The sequence below is a fragment of the Pararhizobium sp. LjRoot235 genome, from assembly GCF_964254145.1.
Classification (GTDB): Bacteria; Pseudomonadota; Alphaproteobacteria; order Rhizobiales; family Rhizobiaceae; genus Pararhizobium.
The window spans coordinates 67,121-86,970 of record NZ_CAXUSP020000001.1; the positions used below are offsets into that span (position 1 = coordinate 67,121).

General features: G+C 62.7%; 18 protein-coding genes. 14 read left to right on the top strand and 4 right to left on the bottom strand.

All coding sequences use genetic code 11. The annotated features are described in order from the left end of the window. Positions 1-40: 40 nt before the first annotated feature. The 12 genes from ACSQ2Z_RS00365 to ACSQ2Z_RS00420 all read left to right on the top strand — a co-directional run bounded on the left by ACSQ2Z_RS00365 (position 41) and on the right by ACSQ2Z_RS00420 (position 14,575). Complete coding sequence (locus tag ACSQ2Z_RS00365; protein WP_436079378.1) at positions 41-742, top strand: CerR family C-terminal domain-containing protein; 702 nt, start codon at positions 41-43, stop codon at positions 740-742. Further along, positions 739-1,746 carry a secretion protein HlyD gene (gene hlyD / locus ACSQ2Z_RS00370; RefSeq protein WP_436079379.1) on the top strand — a complete coding sequence of 336 codons (1,008 nt, stop codon included), beginning with the start codon at positions 739-741 and terminating at the stop codon, positions 1,744-1,746. The genes ACSQ2Z_RS00365 and hlyD overlap by 4 nt, the downstream gene beginning before the upstream one ends. Next, on the top strand, positions 1,743-3,485 hold the full coding sequence (locus ACSQ2Z_RS00375; RefSeq protein WP_436079380.1) for an ATP-binding cassette domain-containing protein: 1,743 nt from the start codon (positions 1,743-1,745) through the stop codon (positions 3,483-3,485). Before hlyD ends, ACSQ2Z_RS00375 begins: the two co-directional genes overlap by 4 nt. Then, positions 3,482-4,615 carry an ABC transporter permease gene (locus tag ACSQ2Z_RS00380; protein ID WP_436079381.1) on the top strand — a complete coding sequence of 378 codons (1,134 nt, stop codon included), beginning with the start codon at positions 3,482-3,484 and terminating at the stop codon, positions 4,613-4,615. The genes ACSQ2Z_RS00375 and ACSQ2Z_RS00380 overlap by 4 nt, the downstream gene beginning before the upstream one ends. Continuing rightward, entirely contained in the window at positions 4,615-5,727 is a 1,113-nt protein-coding gene (locus tag ACSQ2Z_RS00385) for an ABC transporter permease (RefSeq protein WP_436079382.1), read from the top strand. Before ACSQ2Z_RS00380 ends, ACSQ2Z_RS00385 begins: the two co-directional genes overlap by 1 nt. Positions 5,728-5,983: 256 nt before the next feature. Then, complete coding sequence (locus ACSQ2Z_RS00390; RefSeq protein ID WP_436079383.1) at positions 5,984-7,516, top strand: acyl-CoA carboxylase subunit beta; 1,533 nt, start codon at positions 5,984-5,986, stop codon at positions 7,514-7,516. A gap of 79 nt (positions 7,517-7,595) precedes the next feature. Continuing rightward, entirely contained in the window at positions 7,596-8,507 is a 912-nt protein-coding gene (gene yghU / locus ACSQ2Z_RS00395; RefSeq protein ID WP_436079384.1) for a glutathione-dependent disulfide-bond oxidoreductase, read from the top strand. Positions 8,508-8,517: 10 nt separating this feature from the next. Next, the gene (locus ACSQ2Z_RS00400) at positions 8,518-8,895 is read left to right on the top strand and encodes a hypothetical protein (RefSeq protein WP_436079385.1); all 378 of its coding nucleotides are present in this window, start codon (positions 8,518-8,520) and stop codon (positions 8,893-8,895) included. A gap of 4 nt (positions 8,896-8,899) precedes the next feature. Beyond that, positions 8,900-10,903 carry an acetyl-CoA carboxylase biotin carboxylase subunit gene (locus tag ACSQ2Z_RS00405; RefSeq protein ID WP_436079386.1) on the top strand — a complete coding sequence of 668 codons (2,004 nt, stop codon included), beginning with the start codon at positions 8,900-8,902 and terminating at the stop codon, positions 10,901-10,903. A 793-nt stretch (positions 10,904-11,696) separates the two neighbouring features. Then, positions 11,697-13,838, top strand: coding sequence for a methylmalonyl-CoA mutase (gene scpA, locus ACSQ2Z_RS00410; protein WP_436079387.1), 2,142 nt, complete (start codon positions 11,697-11,699; stop codon positions 13,836-13,838). A gap of 166 nt (positions 13,839-14,004) precedes the next feature. Further along, the gene (locus ACSQ2Z_RS00415) at positions 14,005-14,193 is read left to right on the top strand and encodes a hypothetical protein (RefSeq protein WP_436079388.1); all 189 of its coding nucleotides are present in this window, start codon (positions 14,005-14,007) and stop codon (positions 14,191-14,193) included. A 169-nt stretch (positions 14,194-14,362) separates the two neighbouring features. Continuing rightward, positions 14,363-14,575 (top strand): hypothetical protein, encoded by a 213-nt coding sequence (locus ACSQ2Z_RS00420; RefSeq protein WP_436079389.1) that lies wholly within the window; start codon positions 14,363-14,365, stop codon positions 14,573-14,575. Positions 14,576-14,771: 196 nt separating this feature from the next. On the opposite strand, the gene ACSQ2Z_RS00425 is transcribed toward ACSQ2Z_RS00420, so the two are convergent. Beyond that, positions 14,772-15,803 carry a hydroxyacid dehydrogenase gene (locus ACSQ2Z_RS00425; protein WP_436079390.1) on the bottom strand — a complete coding sequence of 344 codons (1,032 nt, stop codon included), beginning with the start codon at positions 15,801-15,803 and terminating at the stop codon, positions 14,772-14,774. Positions 15,804-15,896: 93 nt separating this feature from the next. Next, on the bottom strand, positions 15,897-16,208 hold the full coding sequence (locus ACSQ2Z_RS00430) for a hypothetical protein (protein WP_436079391.1): 312 nt from the start codon (positions 16,206-16,208) through the stop codon (positions 15,897-15,899). Between the two features lie 141 nt (positions 16,209-16,349). Here ACSQ2Z_RS00430 and ACSQ2Z_RS00435 point away from each other — a divergent pair, with 141 nt between their 5' ends. Both ACSQ2Z_RS00435 and ACSQ2Z_RS00440 read left to right on the top strand, forming a co-directional pair. Further along, on the top strand, positions 16,350-16,976 hold the full coding sequence (locus tag ACSQ2Z_RS00435; protein ID WP_436079392.1) for a ribonuclease D: 627 nt from the start codon (positions 16,350-16,352) through the stop codon (positions 16,974-16,976). Then, positions 16,976-17,908 (top strand): DUF817 domain-containing protein, encoded by a 933-nt coding sequence (locus ACSQ2Z_RS00440; RefSeq protein ID WP_436079393.1) that lies wholly within the window; start codon positions 16,976-16,978, stop codon positions 17,906-17,908. Before ACSQ2Z_RS00435 ends, ACSQ2Z_RS00440 begins: the two co-directional genes overlap by 1 nt. A gap of 56 nt (positions 17,909-17,964) precedes the next feature. Here ACSQ2Z_RS00440 and ACSQ2Z_RS00445 read toward each other — a convergent pair whose 3' ends face one another. Next, on the bottom strand, positions 17,965-18,297 hold the full coding sequence (locus ACSQ2Z_RS00445) for a DUF6665 family protein (RefSeq protein WP_436079394.1): 333 nt from the start codon (positions 18,295-18,297) through the stop codon (positions 17,965-17,967). A gap of 60 nt (positions 18,298-18,357) precedes the next feature. Continuing rightward, complete coding sequence (locus tag ACSQ2Z_RS00450; protein WP_436079395.1) at positions 18,358-19,740, bottom strand: nicotinate phosphoribosyltransferase; 1,383 nt, start codon at positions 19,738-19,740, stop codon at positions 18,358-18,360. Positions 19,741-19,850 lie beyond the last annotated feature (110 nt).

Genomic DNA, 19,850 nt, shown 5'->3' on the forward strand with positions numbered 1-19,850 from the left:
TTCGATTGACTGAACTGATGCAACAGCGTATATTTACGCCATGACTAAAATTGAAACCGATCAGAACGCCGTCACCGCACGCCGCGATGCAACCCGCGAAAAGCTGCTTGTCGCTTCGCTCGACGTCTTCGGCCGCTATGGCTTCGACGGCGCTTCGACACGGCGGCTGGCCGATGCAGCAGGTGTCAACCTGCAGGCCATTCCCTATTATTTCTCGGGTAAGGAAGGCCTCTATGTTGCCACCGCCGACTATCTGACGGAGCTGATCAGCAATCATGTCGGCGACATTCGGCAGCGCGTCGGCGCCCGCATCGTCGCGCTCGACACAGCAGGCGAACCGATGTCGCCGGAAGAGGCCCGCGCTTTCCTGACCGAAATCGCCCAGTCGATGATCGCGCTCTTCGTCAGCAAGAAATCCGAATCCTGGGCGCGCTTCATCATTCGCGAGCAAATGGAGCCCACCGAGGCCTTCACGCGCGTCTATCAGGGCATCATGCGGCCCATGATCGAGATTGCCCGGAGGCTGATCGGCACGATCCTTAATGAGGATCCGGTATCCGAGCATGTGCGGCTGCGCGCCTTTTCCTTCATCGGCAGCATCCTCGTTTTCCGCATGGCGCACGCCGCCGTGCTCGCGCAGATGGAGTGGGAGACGGCCGGTCCAAACGAAGTCGCGACCTTGCGCAATCTCGCCGCCGAACTCGTCGCTGCCCTTGGGCCTGTCAAAGGAGGCGCGGCATGAAAAAGATCGTCGTCATTCTGCTGCTTGCCATAGCCGGCGCTTCCGCATGGTGGTTCGAGCTGCCGGCGAAACTCGGCTGGCAGGACACAGGGCGGAAGGACTTCGTGCTCTACGGCAATGTCGATATCCGCCAGGTCTCCCTCGGCTTTCGCGTCAACGGCCGATTGTCGGAGGTCGCGGCCGATGAAGGCGATGCCATCAGGAGCGGTGCGGTTCTCGCCAGGCTCGACGCAAGGCCCTACGACTATGCCGTCCAGTCGGCGCAGGCCAATGCTGCTGCCCTTCGCGCCACGCTCGACAAGCTGAAGGCCGGCCCGCGTCCAACCGAGATCGCCCAGACGCGGGCCACCTACAATGCCAGCGTCGCCGAGCTCGAGAATGCCGTACTCGAACTCACCCGCGCTGAGCAGCTTCGTCCGCGGGGCACGATCTCGCAGTCGGCTTTCGACCAGGCGACGGCTGCGAAAGCAATGGCGGCGGCGCGCGCGGAAGCCGCCAGGCAGGCGCTGAACCTGATCGAGGAAGGCACCCGCGCCGAGGACATCGCCGCCGCCGAGGCGCAGCTGCAGGCCGCAGAAGCGACGCTGGCCTCGGCCCGCACATCGCTGGAGGATACCGAGCTGCGGGCGCCGAACGACGGCATCATCCTGTCGCGCGTGCGTGAAACGGGCGCGATCGTCGCGCCGGCGGACACCGTCCTCGTCCTGTCGCTGACAGAGCCGGTCTGGGTGCGCACCTACGTCGCTGAGCCCGACCTCGGCCGCATCCATCCCGGCTTGAAGGTGAAGGTGACCTCCGATACCCGCCCGAACGACGCCTATGACGGGACGATCGGCTTCATTTCGCCGATCGCCGAGTTCACCCCGAAATCGGTGGAAACGGCAGAACTTCGAACCGACCTCGTCTACCGCCTGCGTATCGTCATCGACAAGCCCGGCACCGACCTGCGTCAGGGCATGCCGGTCACCGTGCGGCTTCCCTTGGGCGAGGTTGCCCGGCAATGACCGCCGCTCCGGACAGGACCGAACTGGTCCGGCTGTCGGACGTGACGAAGCGGTTCGGTGATGCTCCGCCGGCACTCGATGCCGTATCCGGCTTCATCCCCGGCGGCGAGATCACCGGGCTTGTCGGCCCCGATGGCGCCGGCAAGACGACGCTCATCCGCCTGATGACCGGCCTGATGCTGCCCGACAGCGGAACAGTAGAAGTTCTAGGTTTCGACACAGCCAGGAACCCGGCCGCAATCCAGGCCGCCATCGGCTACATGCCGCAGCGCTTCGGGCTCTACGAAGACCTGTCGGTGCAGGAGAACCTCAATCTCTACGCCGACCTGCGCGGCCTGCCGAAACAAGAACGGGCGGCGACCTTTGATGAACTCCTGATCTTCACCGATCTCAAGCGCTTCACCGGCCGGCTGGCCGGAAAGCTCTCCGGCGGCATGAAGCAGAAGCTGGGGCTTGCTTGTGCGCTGCTCAAGAAACCGCGCCTGCTGCTGCTCGACGAACCCGGCGTCGGCGTCGATCCGATCTCGCGCCGCGACCTCTGGAAGATGGTCGAGGACCTGACGAAGGAAGGCATCGGCGTCGTCTGGTCGACCGCCTATCTCGACGAGGCGGAAGCCTGCGACGGCGTGCTGCTGCTCAACCAGGGAAAACTCATGTTTTCCGGCAAGCCGGCGGATATGACCGCGCGTGTTAAGGACCGGGTGTTCCGGGTCTCCGGCGTTTCCGGTCGCAAGCGGCAGGTGCTGGCAAGGCTTTTGGACGAAGAGGGCGTCATCGACGGCGTCATCCAGGGCGAGGCCCTGCGGATCGTCGCCGGAGAGGGGGCCGAGCCCCGATTGCTGTCTGCCGGAGACGGTGCAAAGGCTTCCCCTGCCCCGCCCCGCTTCGAGGATGCCTTCGTCGATATGCTCGGCGGCGGGCCGGGCGGGCGCTCCAAACTTGCTGAAGCCCAGCAGCCGCTGGCAGCAAAAGATGATCGCCCCGTCATCGAAGCGAAGGGGCTGACCAAACGTTTCGGCGATTTCACCGCAGCCGAGGACATCACGTTCGATATCCGCCGCGGCGAGATTTTTGGACTGCTCGGGCCGAATGGCGCCGGCAAATCCACAACGTTCAAGATGCTCTGCGGCCTGTTGAAGCCGACGGCCGGGCAAGGCCGCGTCGCTGGCTTCGACCTGCGCCGCGATGCCGCCTCCGCGCGCAACCAGCTCGGCTACATGGCGCAGAAATTCTCGCTCTACGGCGACCTCAGCATTGCCCAGAACCTCGATTTCTTCGCCGGTGTCTATGGCCTGTCCGGCCAGCGCAAGCGCGACCGCATCGCCCTGATGAACGAGATCTTCGATTTCGGCCGCCATGCCGGACAATCGTCGAGAGACCTGCCGCTCGGCCTGAAGCAGCGCCTGGCGCTCGCCTGCGCCGTCATGCACGAGCCACGGGCGCTGTTCCTCGACGAACCCACCTCCGGCGTCGACCCGATCACCCGGCGCGAATTCTGGACGCATATCAATGGGCTGGTCGAAAAAGGCGTGACGGTGCTCGTCACCACCCATTTCATGGAGGAGGCCGAATATTGCGACCGGATTTCGCTGATCTATCGCGGCCGTTCGATCGCGCTCGGCTCGCCGGATGAACTGAAGGCAAGCATCGTCACCGGCGACCAGCCCGATCCGACCATGGAGGACGCCTTCGTCGCGCTCATCCGGCAATCCGAATCCGAAACGAGGCAAGCGGCATGAGCACCTCCTCGACATCGGACAGGATCAGGCGCTTCACGGCTCTCGTGCGCAAGGAGAGCTATCAGGCCGTGCGGGACCCCAGCACGACGCTGATTGCCTTCGTGCTGCCTTTGATCCTGCTCTTCCTGTTCGGCTACGCCGTGTCGCTCGATACCACCCGCACCCGCATCGGCCTCGCCATGGAGGAGACCACGCCGCTTACCCAGAGTCTCGCCGCGAGCTTCGAAGCCTCGCGATATTTCACCGTTGCCACCAGCCGCGACCGGCGCGTTTTCGAGGAGGATCTGGTCAATGGCCGCATCCGCGGCATTTTCGTCATCCCGGCCAACTTCACGACGGACTATGCCGCCGGCAACCGGCCGCAGGTCCAGGTGATCGTCGATGGCTCCGAGCCGAACACGGCGAATTTCGTCCAGAACTATGCGCAGGGTACCGTCGCCAACTGGGAGCGCCAGCGGCAAGCTCTGATGGCCGAGGGTGCGCCCGCGATGTCGATAGAACAGCGCTTCTGGTTCAATCCGGAACTCACCAGCCGCTATTTCCTCGTCCCCGGCTCGATCGCCATCGTCATGACGCTGGTCGGCACGCTACTCACCTCGCTGGTCGTCGCCCGCGAATGGGAACGCGGCACGATGGAGGCGATGATGGCGACGCCGGTAACAGCGATCGAACTGCTGATCGGCAAGATCTTCCCCTATTTCGTGCTTGGCCTCGCCGCGATGACGCTCTGCGTGCTGCTTGCCGTCTTCCTGTTCGGCGTGCCGTTCCGCGGCTCGGTTCTGGCGCTCTATGCGCTGTCGGCGACCTTCCTCATTCCGGCACTTGGCCAGGGCCTTTTGATTTCGGCGGCGACCAAGAACCAGTTCCTCGCGTCGCAACTGGCGCTGATCTCCGCCTTCCTGCCGGCTTTCCTGCTGTCCGGCTTCCTGTTCGAGATCAATTCGATGCCGACCGTCATCCAGTGGATCACATTCATCGTACCGGCGCGCTACCTGATCCCGAGCCTGCAGACGGTGTTCCTCGCGGGCGATATCTGGCCGATGTTCCTGCATTCGATAGCGGTCATGCTGACGATCGGCGCGGTGTTCTTTGCGCTCGCCGCCCGCAGCACCAGAAAGAGGATCGGCTGATGTGGTGGACGCGTCTTCGGGCCCTGATCGTCAAGGAATTGCTGGCCGTGCTGCGCGACCCGAAGGGCCGCGCCATCCTGATCGGCCCGCCCCTCATCCAGCTCCTCGTCTTCTCCTATGCGGCAACGCTCGAGGTCCGCAATGTCGATGTGATGGTCCTCAATCGCGACAGTGGCCATTGGGGACAGGAACTGGTTGAGCGCATCGAGGGATCGCCGACCTTCCGCAGGATCGAGATCGCCGCGCGGCAGGACGATGTGCGCCAGGCGATCGACAGCCAGGACGTCATCGCCGCCGTCGAGATCGGTCCGGATTTTTCCCGCGGCATCGAGGCGGGAACCCCGGTCGATCTGCAGATCATCCTCGACGGGCGCCGCTCGAACGCCTCGCAGATCGTGTCCGGCTACCTGACCCAGATCGCCGGCGGACTTGCGGCCGACACGCCTGCCGGCAAACGGTCGGCCGCGCGCTCGATCTCGGCCATTCCGCGCAATTGGTTCAATCCGAACCTCACCTATCAATGGTTCATGGTGCCTAACCTGATCGCCAGCATCGCGCTCCTGATCGGGCTGGTCGTCACCGCGCTGTCGATCGCCCGCGAGCGCGAACTCGGCACCTTCGACCAGTTGATGGTGTCGCCGCTGCGCGTGCATGAAATCCTGATCGGCAAGCTCTTGCCGCCTATGATGATCGGCCTCTTTCACATCACCCTCTACATCCTGGCGGCGCTGTTCATCTTCGGCCTGCCGCTCAGGGGCTCGCTGCTTTTGCTCTATGGCAGCGCGATCTTCTATCTCGCGTCGGTGGTCGGCATCGGGCTGTTCATCTCGGCGCTCTCGATGACGCAGCAGCAGGCCATCCTCGGCGCGTTCCTGTTCATGGTGCCGGCCATGCTGCTCTCCGGCTTCGCAACGCCGATCGAGAATATGCCGGACTGGCTGCAGCCGGTGACGCTGGTCGACCCGCTGCGCTATTTCCTGATCATAGTGAGGGGCGTCTTCCTCAAGGATATCGGCCTTGTCGAGGTCGTCCGCCAGACGATCCCGCTCTGCCTGATTGCCGCGGTCACCTTGAGCGCTGCCGCCTGGCTGTTCCGCAGGCGCCTGGAATAATGCCGGCCAAAGTCCTTAAAGGCTGTGGTATGCGCCCGCATGTCGTTTTGCTGGCGGTTGTTTTCATTATCTTCATCTGTTCGGCGAAGCGAGGCTGAGAAAGCTATCTGAGCGCGCCCCTTGCGCGGCTGGTCGCAGCCTTGCGGTCGGGACAAGAGCGGCCGGTGGCTCACACTAAAGTTTTCCAAACGATATCGGCGATTTCCTTCGAACCCGTTTCCGGCTAAGCAAGACGCAAAGACTGTCGGGAGGGGGCATGCGCACTATCATCGAATCGGTTGAAGCACGCCGCGCCGAAGCACGGCTCGGCGGCGGGCAAAAGCGTATCGACGCCCAGCATGCCAAGGGCAAGCTGACGGCGCGCGAGCGCATCGAGGTGCTGCTCGACGAAGGCTCCTTCGAAGAATACGACATGTACGTCACCCACCGCGCTGTCGATTTCGGCATGGCCGAACAGAAGGTCGCAGGCGATGGCGTCGTCACCGGTTGGGGCACGATCAACGGCCGCCAGGTCTACGTCTTCTCCCAGGATTTCACCGTGCTCGGCGGCTCGCTGTCGGAGACCCACGCCCAGAAGATCTGCAAGATCATGGACATGGCGGTCAGAAACGGCGCGCCGGTGATCGGCCTCAACGATTCGGGCGGCGCGCGCATCCAGGAAGGCGTCGCCTCGCTTGCCGGCTATGCCGAGGTCTTCCGCCGCAATGCCGAAGCATCCGGCGTCATCCCGCAGATCTCCGTCATCATGGGGCCTTGCGCCGGCGGCGCCGTCTATTCACCGGCGATGACCGATTTCATCTTCATGGTGCGCGACACCTCCTACATGTTCGTCACCGGCCCCGACGTGGTGAAGACCGTCACCAACGAGATCGTCACGGCCGAGGAACTGGGCGGCGCCGGCACCCATACCAGGAAGTCGTCCGTCGCCGATGCGGCCTATGAGAACGACATCGAGACGCTGGAGCAGGTCCGCCTGCTGTTCGATTTCCTGCCCCTCAACAACCGCGAGAAGCCGCCGGTGCGTCCGTTCCACGACGACCCGGCCCGCATCGAGATCCGGCTCGACACGCTGATCCCCGACTCGTCAGCCAAGCCCTACGACATGAAGGAACTGATCCATGCGATCGCCGACGAAGGCGATTTCTTCGAACTGCAGGAAGCCTTCGCGAAGAACATCATCACCGGCTTCATCCGCCTGGAAGGCGAAACGGTCGGTGTCGTCGCCAACCAGCCGATGGTGCTGGCCGGCTGCCTCGATATCGACAGTTCGCGCAAGGCCGCCCGTTTCGTCCGCTTCTGCGACGCCTTCTCGATCCCGCTTTTGACACTCGTCGACGTGCCCGGCTTCCTGCCCGGCGTGGCGCAGGAATATGGCGGCGTCATCAAACACGGCGCCAAGCTGCTCTTCGCCTATAGCCAGGCAACCGTGCCGATGGTGACGCTGATCACCCGCAAGGCCTATGGCGGCGCTTATGACGTCATGGCTTCCAAGCACATCGGCGCCGACGTCAACTATGCCTGGCCCACCGCCGAGATCGCCGTGATGGGTGCGAAGGGTGCCACGGAGATCCTCTACCGCTCCGAACTCGACGACCCGGACAAGATCGCCGCACGCACCGCGCAATACGAGACCCGCTTCGCCAACCCCTTCGTCGCCGCCGAACGCGGCTTCATCGACGAGGTGATCATGCCGCACTCCTCCCGCCGCAGGATCGCCCGCGCCTTTGCCTCGCTCAGGAACAAGCGCAAGGAACAGCTGTGGCGCAAGCACGACACGATACCGTTGTGATGGGCTTCAATGCCGCCGCCGGCGCCCCATATGCTTGACGCGCGCTCTGAGCGCATGTGTCAATTACCAAGGACAGTTCATGACCGAAAAATCCCCCGCTGATAATTTTCCTGCCGGTTACGAAGTTCCCAGGGTCTGGACCTGGGACAAGGCCAATGGCGGAGAGTTCGCCAATATCAACCGCCCCATCGCCGGCTCCACCCATGACAAGGAACTGCCGGTCGGCAAGCATCCGCTGCAGCTCTATTCGCTGGCGACGCCGAATGGCGTCAAGGTGACGATCATGCTGGAAGAGCTTTTGGCTCTCGGCCACAAGGGCGCGGAATACGACGCCTGGCTGATCAGGATCGGCGATGGCGAACAGTTCGGCTCCGGCTTCGTCGACGTCAATCCGAATTCGAAGATCCCGGCCCTGATGGACCGTTCCACGCCGGAACCGACCCGCGTCTTTGAAAGCGGCTCGATCCTGCTTTACCTCGCCAACAAGTTCGATGCCTACTTGCCGAAGGACCACAAGGCGCGCACGGAAACGATGAACTGGCTGTTCTGGCAAATGGGGTCAGCACCCTATCTCGGTGGCGGTTTCGGCCATTTCTATGCCTATGCGCCGATGCATATCCAATACGCGATCGACCGCTTTGCGATGGAAGTGAAGCGCCAGCTCGACGTGCTCGACCGGCATCTCGCCGACAACCGCTACATGGCAGGCTCGGAATATTCGATCGCCGACATCGCCATATGGCCCTGGTACGGCAATCTGGCGCTGGGCAAGCAGTATGGCCAATCCGGCATCTTCCTCGACGTTCAGAGCTACAGACACGTTCAGCGCTGGACCGCTGAAATCGCAGAGCGCCCCGCGGTCAAGCGCGGCCGCATGGTCAACCGCCTATCTGGCGATCCCTCCGAGCAGCTGCACGAACGCCACGATGCCTCCGACTTCAAGACGAAGACGCAGGACAAGATCGGCCAAGACCAGACAGTCAAGGCCTGAGGAGACAAGGATGCCCAAACGGCCCGACATGACCAAGCATCGAGGCTTTCCCTCCGGCATGCCGGGCCACGGCCATCATTTCACCATTCGTCGGGCGAACGAGAAGGGGGTAACGCCGCTCAAGGCATTGCAGCGCCTCGCTCGCCCGCACACGATCGAACACAAGGTGGATGCAGCCTTCCTGCATGCGCTCTGGCACCATTTCGGGCCGGAACCGTTCGAACGGGGCAATCTCGATGCAGGAAGGCTGAACCTCTTGTTTGGCCGCGAGGTCGTGCCGGCTGAGGAGCCGTTCGATCCAACGTCCTATGAAGCGCTTTTGAGGATTGACGAAAGAGTAGCGCGCAGGAGCTTCCCGGAAGCGTTCGAAGACGTGATGGAAGTCTGAGCCCATGTTCAAAAAAATCCTCATCGCCAATCGCGGCGAAATCGCCTGCCGGGTCATCAGAACCGCAAAGAAGCTCGGCATCGCCACCGTCGCCGTCTATTCCGATGCGGATGCCGATGCCCTGCATATGAGACAAGCCGACGAGGCGGTGCATATCGGGCCCGCGCCGTCCAGCCAGTCCTATATCGTCATCGACAGGATTCTCGACGCGATCAAGAAGACCGGCGCCGATGCCGTGCATCCGGGCTACGGCTTCCTCTCGGAAAACGCCACCTTCGCCGAAGCACTGGAAAAGGCCGGCGTCGTCTTCATCGGCCCAACGGTAAATGCCATCCAGGCGATGGGCGACAAGATCACCTCGAAGAAGCTGGCGGCGGAAGCCGGCGTCTCCACCGTACCCGGCCATATGGGCTTGATCGAAGATGCCGACGAAGCGGTGAAGATCGCCGGCGAAATCGGCTTTCCGGTGATGATCAAGGCGTCTGCCGGCGGCGGCGGCAAGGGCATGCGCATCGCCTGGAACGATGCCGAAGCCCGCGAGGGCTTCCAAGCCTCGAAGAACGAGGCGAAAAGCTCGTTTGGCGACGACCGCATCTTCATAGAGAAATTCGTGACGCAACCGCGCCATATCGAGATCCAGGTGCTGGGCGACAAGCACGGCACGGTTCTTTATCTCGGCGAGCGCGAATGCTCGATCCAGCGGCGTAACCAGAAGGTCATCGAGGAGGCGCCATCGCCTTTTCTCGATGGGAAGACCCGCCGCGCCATGGGCGAGCAGGCCGTCGCCCTCGCCAAAGCAGTCGGCTACCATTCCGCAGGCACTGTCGAGTTCATTGTCGATGGCGAGCGTAATTTCTACTTCCTCGAAATGAACACCCGCCTGCAGGTCGAGCATCCGGTGACGGAGCTGATCACCGGCATCGACCTGGTCGAGCAGATGATCCGCGTCGCATCCGGTGAGAAACTGTCCTTTGGCCAGAAGGACGTGCGCCTCAACGGCTGGGCGATCGAAAGCCGGCTCTATGCCGAGGACCCCTATCGCAATTTCCTGCCCTCGATCGGCCGGCTCACCCGCTACCGCCCGCCGGCGGAAGGAACGACGGCCGACGGCACCATCTTGCGCAACGACACCGGCGTCTTCGAAGGCGGCGAGATCTCGATGTATTACGACCCGATGGTGGCAAAGCTCTGCACCTGGGCGCCGGACCGGCTCTCGGCCATCGATGCGATGAGCGCGGCCCTCGACGACTTTGAGGTCGAAGGCATCGGCCACAACCTGCCATTCCTCTCGGCCGTCATGCAGCACGACCGGTTTCGCGCCGGCCGGCTCACCACCGCCTTCATCGCCGAGGAATTTCCGGACGGCTTTTCCGGCGTCGAACCCGATCCGGCATCGGCCCGCAAACTGGCGGCGGTCGCCACGCTGATCCATCAGGCCCTGCAGAGCCGCGCCGCGCAGATCTCCGGCACGATCGGCAATCACCGCCGGGTGATCGGCAAGGACTGGGTCGTCAGCTTCGGCGGACAGGAATACGCGCTGACGCTCGACGCCAAGGCCGACAGCGCCCATGTGCAGATGGCCGATGGAGCGGCTTTCGCGGTCGCGGGCGACTGGATGCCCGGCTGCAGCCATGCCACCTTCAACGTCGAGGGTACGGCCATGGGCGTGAAGATCGACCTTTCCGGCACCGCCATCCGCCTGCGCTGGCGCGGCATGGACGTTACCGCCCATGTGATGAGCCCGCGCGTTGCCGAGCTTGCCCGGCTGATGCCGAAAAAGCTGCCGCCCGATACCTCGAAAATGCTGCTCTGCCCGATGCCGGGCGTCGTCACCGCACTTGCCGTTGCCCCGGGCGACACGGTCGAGGCCGGCCAGGCGTTGGCAACCGTGGAAGCAATGAAGATGGAAAACACCCTGCGCGCCGAACGCCGCAGCGTGGTGAAGCGCGTCGCCGTTTCGGCCGGCACGAGCCTCGCGGTGGATGAGCTGATCATGGAGTTCGAGTAGTGCCGGAGAATTCCCCTCACCTGCAATTTCTAACACTTGAGCGAAGCTAAGATGTTGAAATTGCTTCCTCTCCCACCGAGGGGAGAGGTATGATGCGGAAAACTCGGCGCGCTACCTCTCCCCTTGTGGGAGAGGATACAAAATCAAGATCTTAGCTTCAGCTAAGTCTTGGATTTTGTTGGTGAGGGGATGCGCGACACGAATCCCGCTCTCCATAAGAGAAAACAAGGATGTCAGAGAAACCGAATGACTTTTTATCCCCGCCCCGCGCATCCATGCCATGATAGCCTCCGTTCCGCCATCGGATACGCTGCCAGGCGTGGCAGTGAGGCGGAGCCGGCGCTGGATGGGAGAGAACGACGCAGGCTCTTTCATCCGGGGTTCGCAGAAAGGTTCCCCTCCGCAGGCTGTTGCTGCTGCGGGCGTGCCGACGGTGCACTGAGGGCCGACAAGGCCGTAGCGGAACGAAGTTGCGGGCAAAAACCGCCGAACGGGGCGCTGAAAGGTGTCATTTTTTTATTACCCAACGCGGCAGCTTTGAGCGCCCCGTCCTTTGCGTACTCTAAACCCACGGCGGTTTTCCGCGCGTGGATGCAGGCGGTTGAGGCAACGCTCCAACTGATCTCCCCCCTTGAGGGGGAGATGCCCCGAACGGGGCAGAGGGGGGTAATGCGGCGTTCGCACAGGCCGATGGCTCGCCCCCCTCTGTCGGTTTCACCGACATCTCCCCCTCAAGGGGGGAGATTGGACCGAGCCCTTAGCCGCACGACCTCAGATAAAGGGATGCAAACCCATGCCCGATAAGAAAACCCTCAACGACTGGGCCACCCTCGCCGAATGCGAAGTGAAATCCTCGCTCGAGGCGCTCACCTGGCAGACGCCCGAGGGCATCGCCGTCAAGCCGCTCTACACCGAGGCCGATCTCGAAGGCGCCGATCATCTCGGCTCGCTGCCGGGCTTTGCGCCGTTTACCCGCGGGCCGCGCGCCACCATGTATGCCGGCCGCCCCTGGACGATCCGCCAATATGCCGGCTTCTCCACCGCCGAGGCCTCGAATGCCTTTTACCGCAAGGCCCTCGCGAGCGGCCAGCAGGGCGTCTCCGTCGCCTTCGACCTCGCCACCCATCGCGGCTATGATTCGGACCATCCGCGCGTCGTCGGCGATGTCGGCAAGGCGGGCGTGGCGATCGATTCGGTCGAGGACATGAAGATCCTGTTCGACGGCATTCCGCTCGAAAAGATCTCCGTCTCGATGACCATGAACGGCGCCGTCATCCCGATCCTCGCCGCGTTCATCGTCGCCGGCGAGGAGCAGGGCGTGCCCCGCGCCGAGCTCTCCGGCACCATCCAGAACGACATCCTCAAGGAGTTCATGGTCCGCAACACCTATATCTATCCGCCGGAGCCTTCCATGCGGATCGTCGCCGACATCATCGATTATACGGCGCGTGAAATGCCGAAGTTCAACTCGATCTCGATCTCCGGCTATCACATGCAGGAGGCCGGCGCGACACTGACGCAGGAACTCGCCTTCACGCTCGCCGACGGCCGCGAATATGTCCGCGCCGCCCTCGCCAAGGGCCTGAACGTCGATGATTTCGCCGGCCGCCTCTCCTTCTTCTTCGCCATCGGCATGAACTTCTTCATGGAGGCCGCCAAGCTCCGCGCCGCCCGGCTGCTCTGGACGCGGATCATGGAGGGTTTTGCGCCGAAAAACCAATCCTCGTTGATGCTCAGGACCCATTGCCAGACGTCGGGCGTCTCGCTGCAGGAACAGGACCCCTACAACAACATCGTCCGGACCGCCTTCGAGGCAATGTCGGCCGTGCTTGGCGGCACGCAGTCGCTGCACACCAATTCTTTCGACGAGGCGATCGCGCTGCCGACCGAATTCTCCGCCCGCATCGCCCGCAACACCCAGCTCATCCTGAGCCACGAGACCGGCGTCACCAAGGTCGTCGATCCGCTCGCCGGCTCCTACTATGTCGAAAGCCTGACGGCGGAACTGGCGGACAAGGCCTGGGCGCTGATGGAAGAGGTCGAGGCGCTTGGCGGCATGACCAGGGCCGTGGCCGAAGGCCTGCCGAAACGGCTGATCGAGGAAGCGGCGACCCGCCGCCAGGCTGCCGTCGACAAGGGCGAAGAGGTCATCGTCGGCGTCAACAAGTATCGGCTGGAAACCGAGGATGATCATGACATCCTCGACATCGACAATGCCGCCGTGCGCACCGCCCAGATCAAGCGCATCGAGGAAACGAAGCGCCGCCGCGATACGGCCGAGGTCACCGCAGCACTCAAGGCCCTCACGGGCGTCGCCCGCAGCGGCGAAGGCAACATCCTCGAAGCCGCGGTCGAAGCCGTCCGCGCCCGCGCCACCGTCGGCGAAATCTCGGACGCCATGCGCGCTGTCTTCGGCGATCATTCCGCAGTCCCCGAGGTCGTCACCGACATCTATGGTGATGCCTACAAGGACGAACCGGAACTGGTGACGCTCTCAGCTCGGTTGTCGACGGTCGCCAAGTCGATCGGCCGCAAGCCGAAGATCATGGTTGCCAAGCTCGGCCAGGACGGTCATGACCGCGGTGCCAAGATCATTGCATCAGCCTTCGGCGATATCGGCTTCGATGTGCTCGCCGGTCCGCTGTTCCAGACGCCGGAGGAGGCCGCGGACATGGCGCTTGCGGCAAACGTCCACGTCGTCGGCGTTTCGTCGCTTGCCGCCGGCCACAAGACGCTTCTGCCGCAACTGATCGAGACGTTGAAAGCCAAGGGCGGCGGCGACATCATCGTCATCTGCGGCGGCGTCGTGCCACGCCAGGATTATCAATTCCTGATGGATCACGGCGTCGCCGCCGTCTTCGGGCCGGGAACCAATGTCATGGAGGCAGGCCGCGCCGTGCTCGATCTCCTCGAAGGCAGGCTGCGCAATGCCTGAGGCGACGGAATACCCCAAATAATCATCGCCGAAAAGTTGTGCTTCCGATTTACGGGAAATGTCGCATTCTGTTCACGTGCTCAGGTGATTCGCCGCATGTGCCTGCGTCAGGCCGGATTGAGAGCTGGACGACGACGCTAAATGATTTAGCCGGGGGGCAAGCGCGATGCGGAAGCGCGACGAGGTCGAAAACTGGGCAGTCGACAGGGCGCAACAAATTCTGATGCGCGAGGGCATGGACCTCGCCCTCTCGGCGCGCGACTTTGACAGCAATGCGATCCGGGCCAAGGGCAAGCTCCTGGCGATGGCGATCGCCGCTTCGCTGCTCGAGGCATCCGCTGTGGCGGCGGAATGACCTGAACGGCCTGTTCGGCTCTCGAGTTTGGCACGGTAACCCTGGTTCGACCGCCGGGCCGCAACCCCTTAAATTTGAGAATTGTCACCACGTCTCACGGTATTACAATGCCGGTTCAAACCGGGTGTGTTTCGAACGCCAGGTGTGTTTCGAACGATGGGGTGAAGCAATGTCGTTTCTGTCGGACATGGCCTTGAACCAGAGTGAAATCGAAGTGGTCTGCAGCGCGCTCGAAGAATGGTGCAAGGAAACACGCACGCGGCTCGACAGCGACGATGGCCGCGACGCCGCCACCGTGATGCTCGGCCTCTACAAGACCGGCCACGCCACCAAAGGCTCCATTCTCGAAGCGATGCGCCGGGTCGCCGGCGAGTGTGTCTGACGGCTCTTTAAGACGCGTCAGACATGCACCGGTTCGCAGCGCGGTCAGCAGCGCCGTGTTCCTGGCGACTTGCCGGCCAAATGTCCCCGCCTTGTCCAACTGCGGTAGACTCTTCCCTCGCAGGACGGCGGCGCTGTCTGTTTTTTGAAGAGTCCGGTTGAATTCTATTACTGGCAGCTTTCGCCCGCGGCGGACGTCAGTTGACAGTGACGGGTTTGGAGCGCATGCGCGACACCGTCTCGCGCTCCGCCCGCTTGCAGCGCATCGGCGGCAGGTTGCGGTCCATCAGGTCCATGTCCTCCAGCACCATATCGCCCATTTTCTTGAAGGCGCTGTCGAGCGCGCCGGCCCGGTGGGCGGAACGCAGGAAACCCTTGAGGTTTCGAACGGGATGGTCGAGCGGCAGCGGCTCCTGCGGAAAGACGTCGCTTGCCGCAACGATATGGCCGCTTGCGACCGCCACCATCAGCGCATCGAAATCCACCACATCGGCACGGCTGAGCAGGATGAAGGCGGCGCCCGGCCGCATGCTGGCAAAGGCATCGGCGCCGAGGAAATGCTGGTTCTCGCTGGTGACGGCCGCAACGACGAAAATGAAGTCGCTTTCGGTCAGCACCTCCTCAAGGCTCGACGGCTTGACGCCGTGGTCGATCAGGATCGAGGCCGGCATCCACGGATCGAAAACGCGGGTCTTGGTGCGGAAGCCGGTAAGGACCCGGTTCAGCGCCTTGCCGAGATCGCCGAAGCCGATGATGCCGACGTCGGCGCCGGAGAGAAGCCGCGCTCGGGTATTGCCCTCGCCGCCCCAGAGTTCCCGGCCCTCGCGGAAATCGAGATCCGCATCGACGATGCCGCGGGCGATGTTCAGCGCCATGGCAAGCCCGAGTTCCGCAACCGGCTCGGCAAAGACCTGGCCGGTCGTGACCACATGAATGCCGCGGGCGAACAGCACCTCGTAGGGCATGTTGTTGATCAGGTTACTTTCGACATTGAGGATGCAGCGCAGCCCAGGCATGCGGGCAAGGGTTTCGGCGCTGAGCGGCGGCTGGCCAATAATATAACGGGCTTCGCCGAGAATCGCGTCACCCAACCCGGCGATATTCTCCGGAGCGGCCTCGACGATCCGGTATTTCGCCTCGAGCTGTTCGCGCGCTTGCGGCGTGAAGATCAAGTTGAGCGTGCGCGGCTCCGGCGCGCAAATGACGAGCGGCCGCTGCGGTTCAAGCATGATGTCGTCTCCCAGGCCGGCATCGGAAAAGCCGGCACGCCTCCATGCGGCAAGTTGTATTGATGCCCCGGCGATTTGCAAGCGGCCGCGCTGTCAGTAATTGAAGCCGCGCAACTGCCGTATGATCGAGGGGGGCAGCCGGCCGGACTGGAAGACCGGTCCGTTGCCGCGCCGGCAGAAATTGGTGGTCGCATAGCCTGAATTGAGACCAGGGTCGCGCCGCACTACAACCTGCTTGCATATCACTGCGTTTTCCCGCTCCACGGCATCCGGCGACTTGACGCCCGGAAGATCGGTATAGGCCTGCACAGGTTGCCACAAAGGATCAGCCGAGGCCATCGGCCCAAACGACGACGATGCAACAGACAGGAAGAAGGTCAGGCTGACGGTCCGGAGCACCTTCATAAGTTTCTCACATTCTGATCCGGCAGCCGGAAATCCGAAGTGTTTCCGCGTAAGGAGACGTTTCGTTAGCAGCGAAGTTGCGCTATAGCCCAACGACTTGAACGAAGCGCGACACCCTGTTCGGCTGATGTGGGGATTTCCATGGCAAATACAATACGGTTTCACGAAGGCGACATCTCCGCGGAAGACGCCGCCCGCTACAAAGGCGCGATCGCCATCGACACCGAAACGCTCGGCCTCATTCCGCGCCGGGACCGGCTCTGCCTCGTCCAGCTTTCACCGGGCGATGGCACCGCCGACGTGATCCAGATCGCCAAGGGTCAGAAAGAAGCGCCCAACCTAGTCGCCATGCTGGAAGACCCAGCCCGCCAGAAGATCTTCCATTTCGGCCGCTTCGACATCGCCGTGCTGTTCCACACCTTCGGGGTGACGACGACGCCGGTGTTCTGCACCAAGATCGCCTCGCGTCTGACGCGGACCTATACGGACCGTCACGGCCTGAAGGACAATCTGAAGGAACTGCTCGACGTCGATATTTCCAAGCAGCAGCAATCTTCCGACTGGGCGGCCGAGACGCTGACGCCGGCGCAGCTGGAATATGCCGCCTCCGACGTGCTGCACCTGCATGCGCTGCGTGACAAGCTGACGGCACGGCTGATCCGCGACGGCCGGATCGATCATGCCGACGCCTGTTTCGCCTTCCTGCCGACGCGCGCCAAGCTCGACCTGCTCGGCTGGGAAGAAACCGACATTTTCGCGCATAGCTGATGCCGCCAATCGAAGGCCACGCCACAGGGCCGGTTCTCGAACCCCTGCGGCTTGCAATCCGGCGGCAGCTTCAACGCTTGCCGCCGGGCCATGCCGAGTTCATTCTCTTCGGCTTGAAACAGGCATGGTCATGTCTTTTCGGCGCGCTCGTCCTGTTTTTGATCATCGCTACCAAGCTCGTCTGGGGCTCTGAGTGGGTCTTGAACCGCTATGATGCGCTCTTTCTCATGGCGCTGGCGATACAGATCCTCTTTCTCCGGCTGAGGATGGAGAGCTGGGACGAGGCGAAGGTCATCTTGATCTACCATGTCACCGGCACCTGCATGGAGATGTTCAAGGTGAAGATGGGATCGTGGACCTACCCGGGGGACGCGATCTTCCAGATATCCGGTGTGCCGCTTTTCTCGGGCTTCATGTATGCTTCTGTCGGCAGCTACATGGCACGCGCCATCCGCATTTTCGACATGCGCTTCACGCACTACCCGCCGTTCGCACTCACGGCCCTTCTGGCGGCGGCGATCTACATCAATTTCTACAGCCATCATTATATCGCCGACCTGCGCATCGGGCTTTTTGCGACCACCGTTCTCCTTTTCTGCCGGGTGCGCGTATATTTTACCGTGGAGCGGAAAGCGCGCTGGATGCCGCTGGTGCTGGCCGCATTTCTCACCAGCATCTTTCTCTGGATTGCCGAGAACATCGGAACGGCAACGGATATCTGGCTTTATCCAGGGCAAAGCGAATGGCACATGGTATCGCTGCAAAAGATGGGGTCGTGGTATCTGCTGCTTTATGTGAGCTTCGTGCTGGTCACGATCGTGTGCAAACCGAAGCTGCCGGATGGCTGGAAAACCAACGCCAAACGGCCGATGAGGACGGCGTCCCCCGCGTTGCTTGCCAAGGAGGACTCTCTGGCGCCGCGCGTCCTCTGAGCCGCGCCAAGGTCACCATGACGCTTTGATCGGCTGCAGAATTTGCAGTAGCCTGATCAGGCCTTGCGGATGATGCCGAGCCGCGCCATCACTTCCTTCGGGATGCCATAGCGCTGGACCGCGTCACGGTTCGAGCGCAGGCCGCAGATCTCGCGCTGGATGAAGAAGGCCCAGACGGCATCGGCAGCATCGTTCAGCAATTGCTCGCGCCGCTCCGGCGTCGTTGCGGCATCGGCAAGCACGCTCAGCGCCGCGATCGCCTTTTCCACCTTCAAGCCGTGCCGCCCGAGCGCATCGGCCCGTTCGGACATCAACTCGTATTCCAGGAGATTGAGGCCGGAACCTCTCTTGAAGGACGAGGACAGGGATTGGGGCGGGCGGACCGTCATCTCAAGGCTCCCATATAAACCAGAGCAAAGATGGGACGAGAGCGCCGATGCTGCAAGCGCCTATTTGGCGCGCTCTCGAATTTCTGCAAAGCTCCAGTCCCTCAGAAGCTCGCCCTCCTTCCACACCGGCTCCAGATGGTTGCGCCGGTCCTTGAGCTCGTCAAGGCGCGCCGCTTCCAGCCCGCCGAGACCGCTGACGACGGCCTGGCGGCCGGCCTTGGAGGCTTTGACATTCATGGTCGCCGGGCGCTTGAAGACATCGCGCCATTTGCCGGTATCGTCCCGTCGCGCATTGGTCTTCATGGCGAAGGAATAGGTGTCGCGATTGACCTTCTGCAGCAGGCCGCCGCCCATGCCGAAGGCGATGTTTTCAGCCGAGAAACCAAAGGCTTCCAGCCGCCCGAGGATCTGACCTATATCGGCGTTGGAGACGCCGTCGCCCTGGATGACGCGCACAGACTTGTCGAGCACTTTGTAGCCCTTGGCATTCAGCGTCGATCCGAAATGATAATCCAGCTGCTTGACGACATGGACCGGCGTTTCGATGGGATCACCGCTGTCGGGGCGGATGACCAGCGTGCCGCCGCTGGCCTTGACCCTCTCGCGCAGCTGCTTGCCCCAGATTTCAGTGACCGCATGATTGATATCATAGCTGTCGGAGACAACCGCGAACATGCCGCCGCCGGCGAAGCGGTCGATCATGTTGGCATAGGCGTCCGCTTCGCGCTCAACACCCCAGGCGGTCATGGTCGAATGTTCGGAGGCCGGGATGGAGAAACCGGCCATCTCGGCGCCGTAATACCGCCGGGCATAGAGCACGCCGGTCACGGTATCGGTCCCCATGAAGTTGACGAGATGGGCGGCGCCGCCGATGCCCGCCTGCTCAAAGGCGCCGACGCCGCGGGCGCCAAAATCGTGCAGGCGGAAGGGCAGAACAGCTTGCGGATCGTCGCAGGTCTTTTCGAGCATCGGGCGGATGATCTGCTTGACCTTGCGGGCATTGCTGGCAACGGAGGACGGGTACCAGACGGCGCGCAACAGCGCGGTCTCGATATAGGAGGGCAGCCAGAAGGATTGCGGATCGGTATTGACCACCTGCACCATCGGTACGCCGCGGCGAATGAGCGTACCTTCCGGCAGGGCCTGGATCTCCAGCGGTAGATAACCGCCGAACTGTTCGACGATGCGCCTCCAGCCGGCGCGATGGAACGGCAGGCCGTGTGCCGTCACGATCGCCTCGGCTTCGTCGATATCGGCCCGCGTCACCGGCTTGCCGAGATAGTCCTTCAAGAACATCTGCAGGCCGAAGAACAGGACATCGGCCTGATCCTGATGGCCGCGCGTTTCGATATAGGCGGAGATGGCGCTTGTGCCCGGCGGGTATTGCAGGAAGTGGCTGAACTTGTAGCTATCGGTGTTGAGGATCAGATTGGCCGGATTCATCGCATTCCCCCTCAAGCAATTCCAAGTCCGCCGCGCGATCAACGGCGGGCGGCGGCAAAGATGTACGCGACCGGGCAAAACGCAGCAAGGGCAAAGGCGGCCACGTGCTC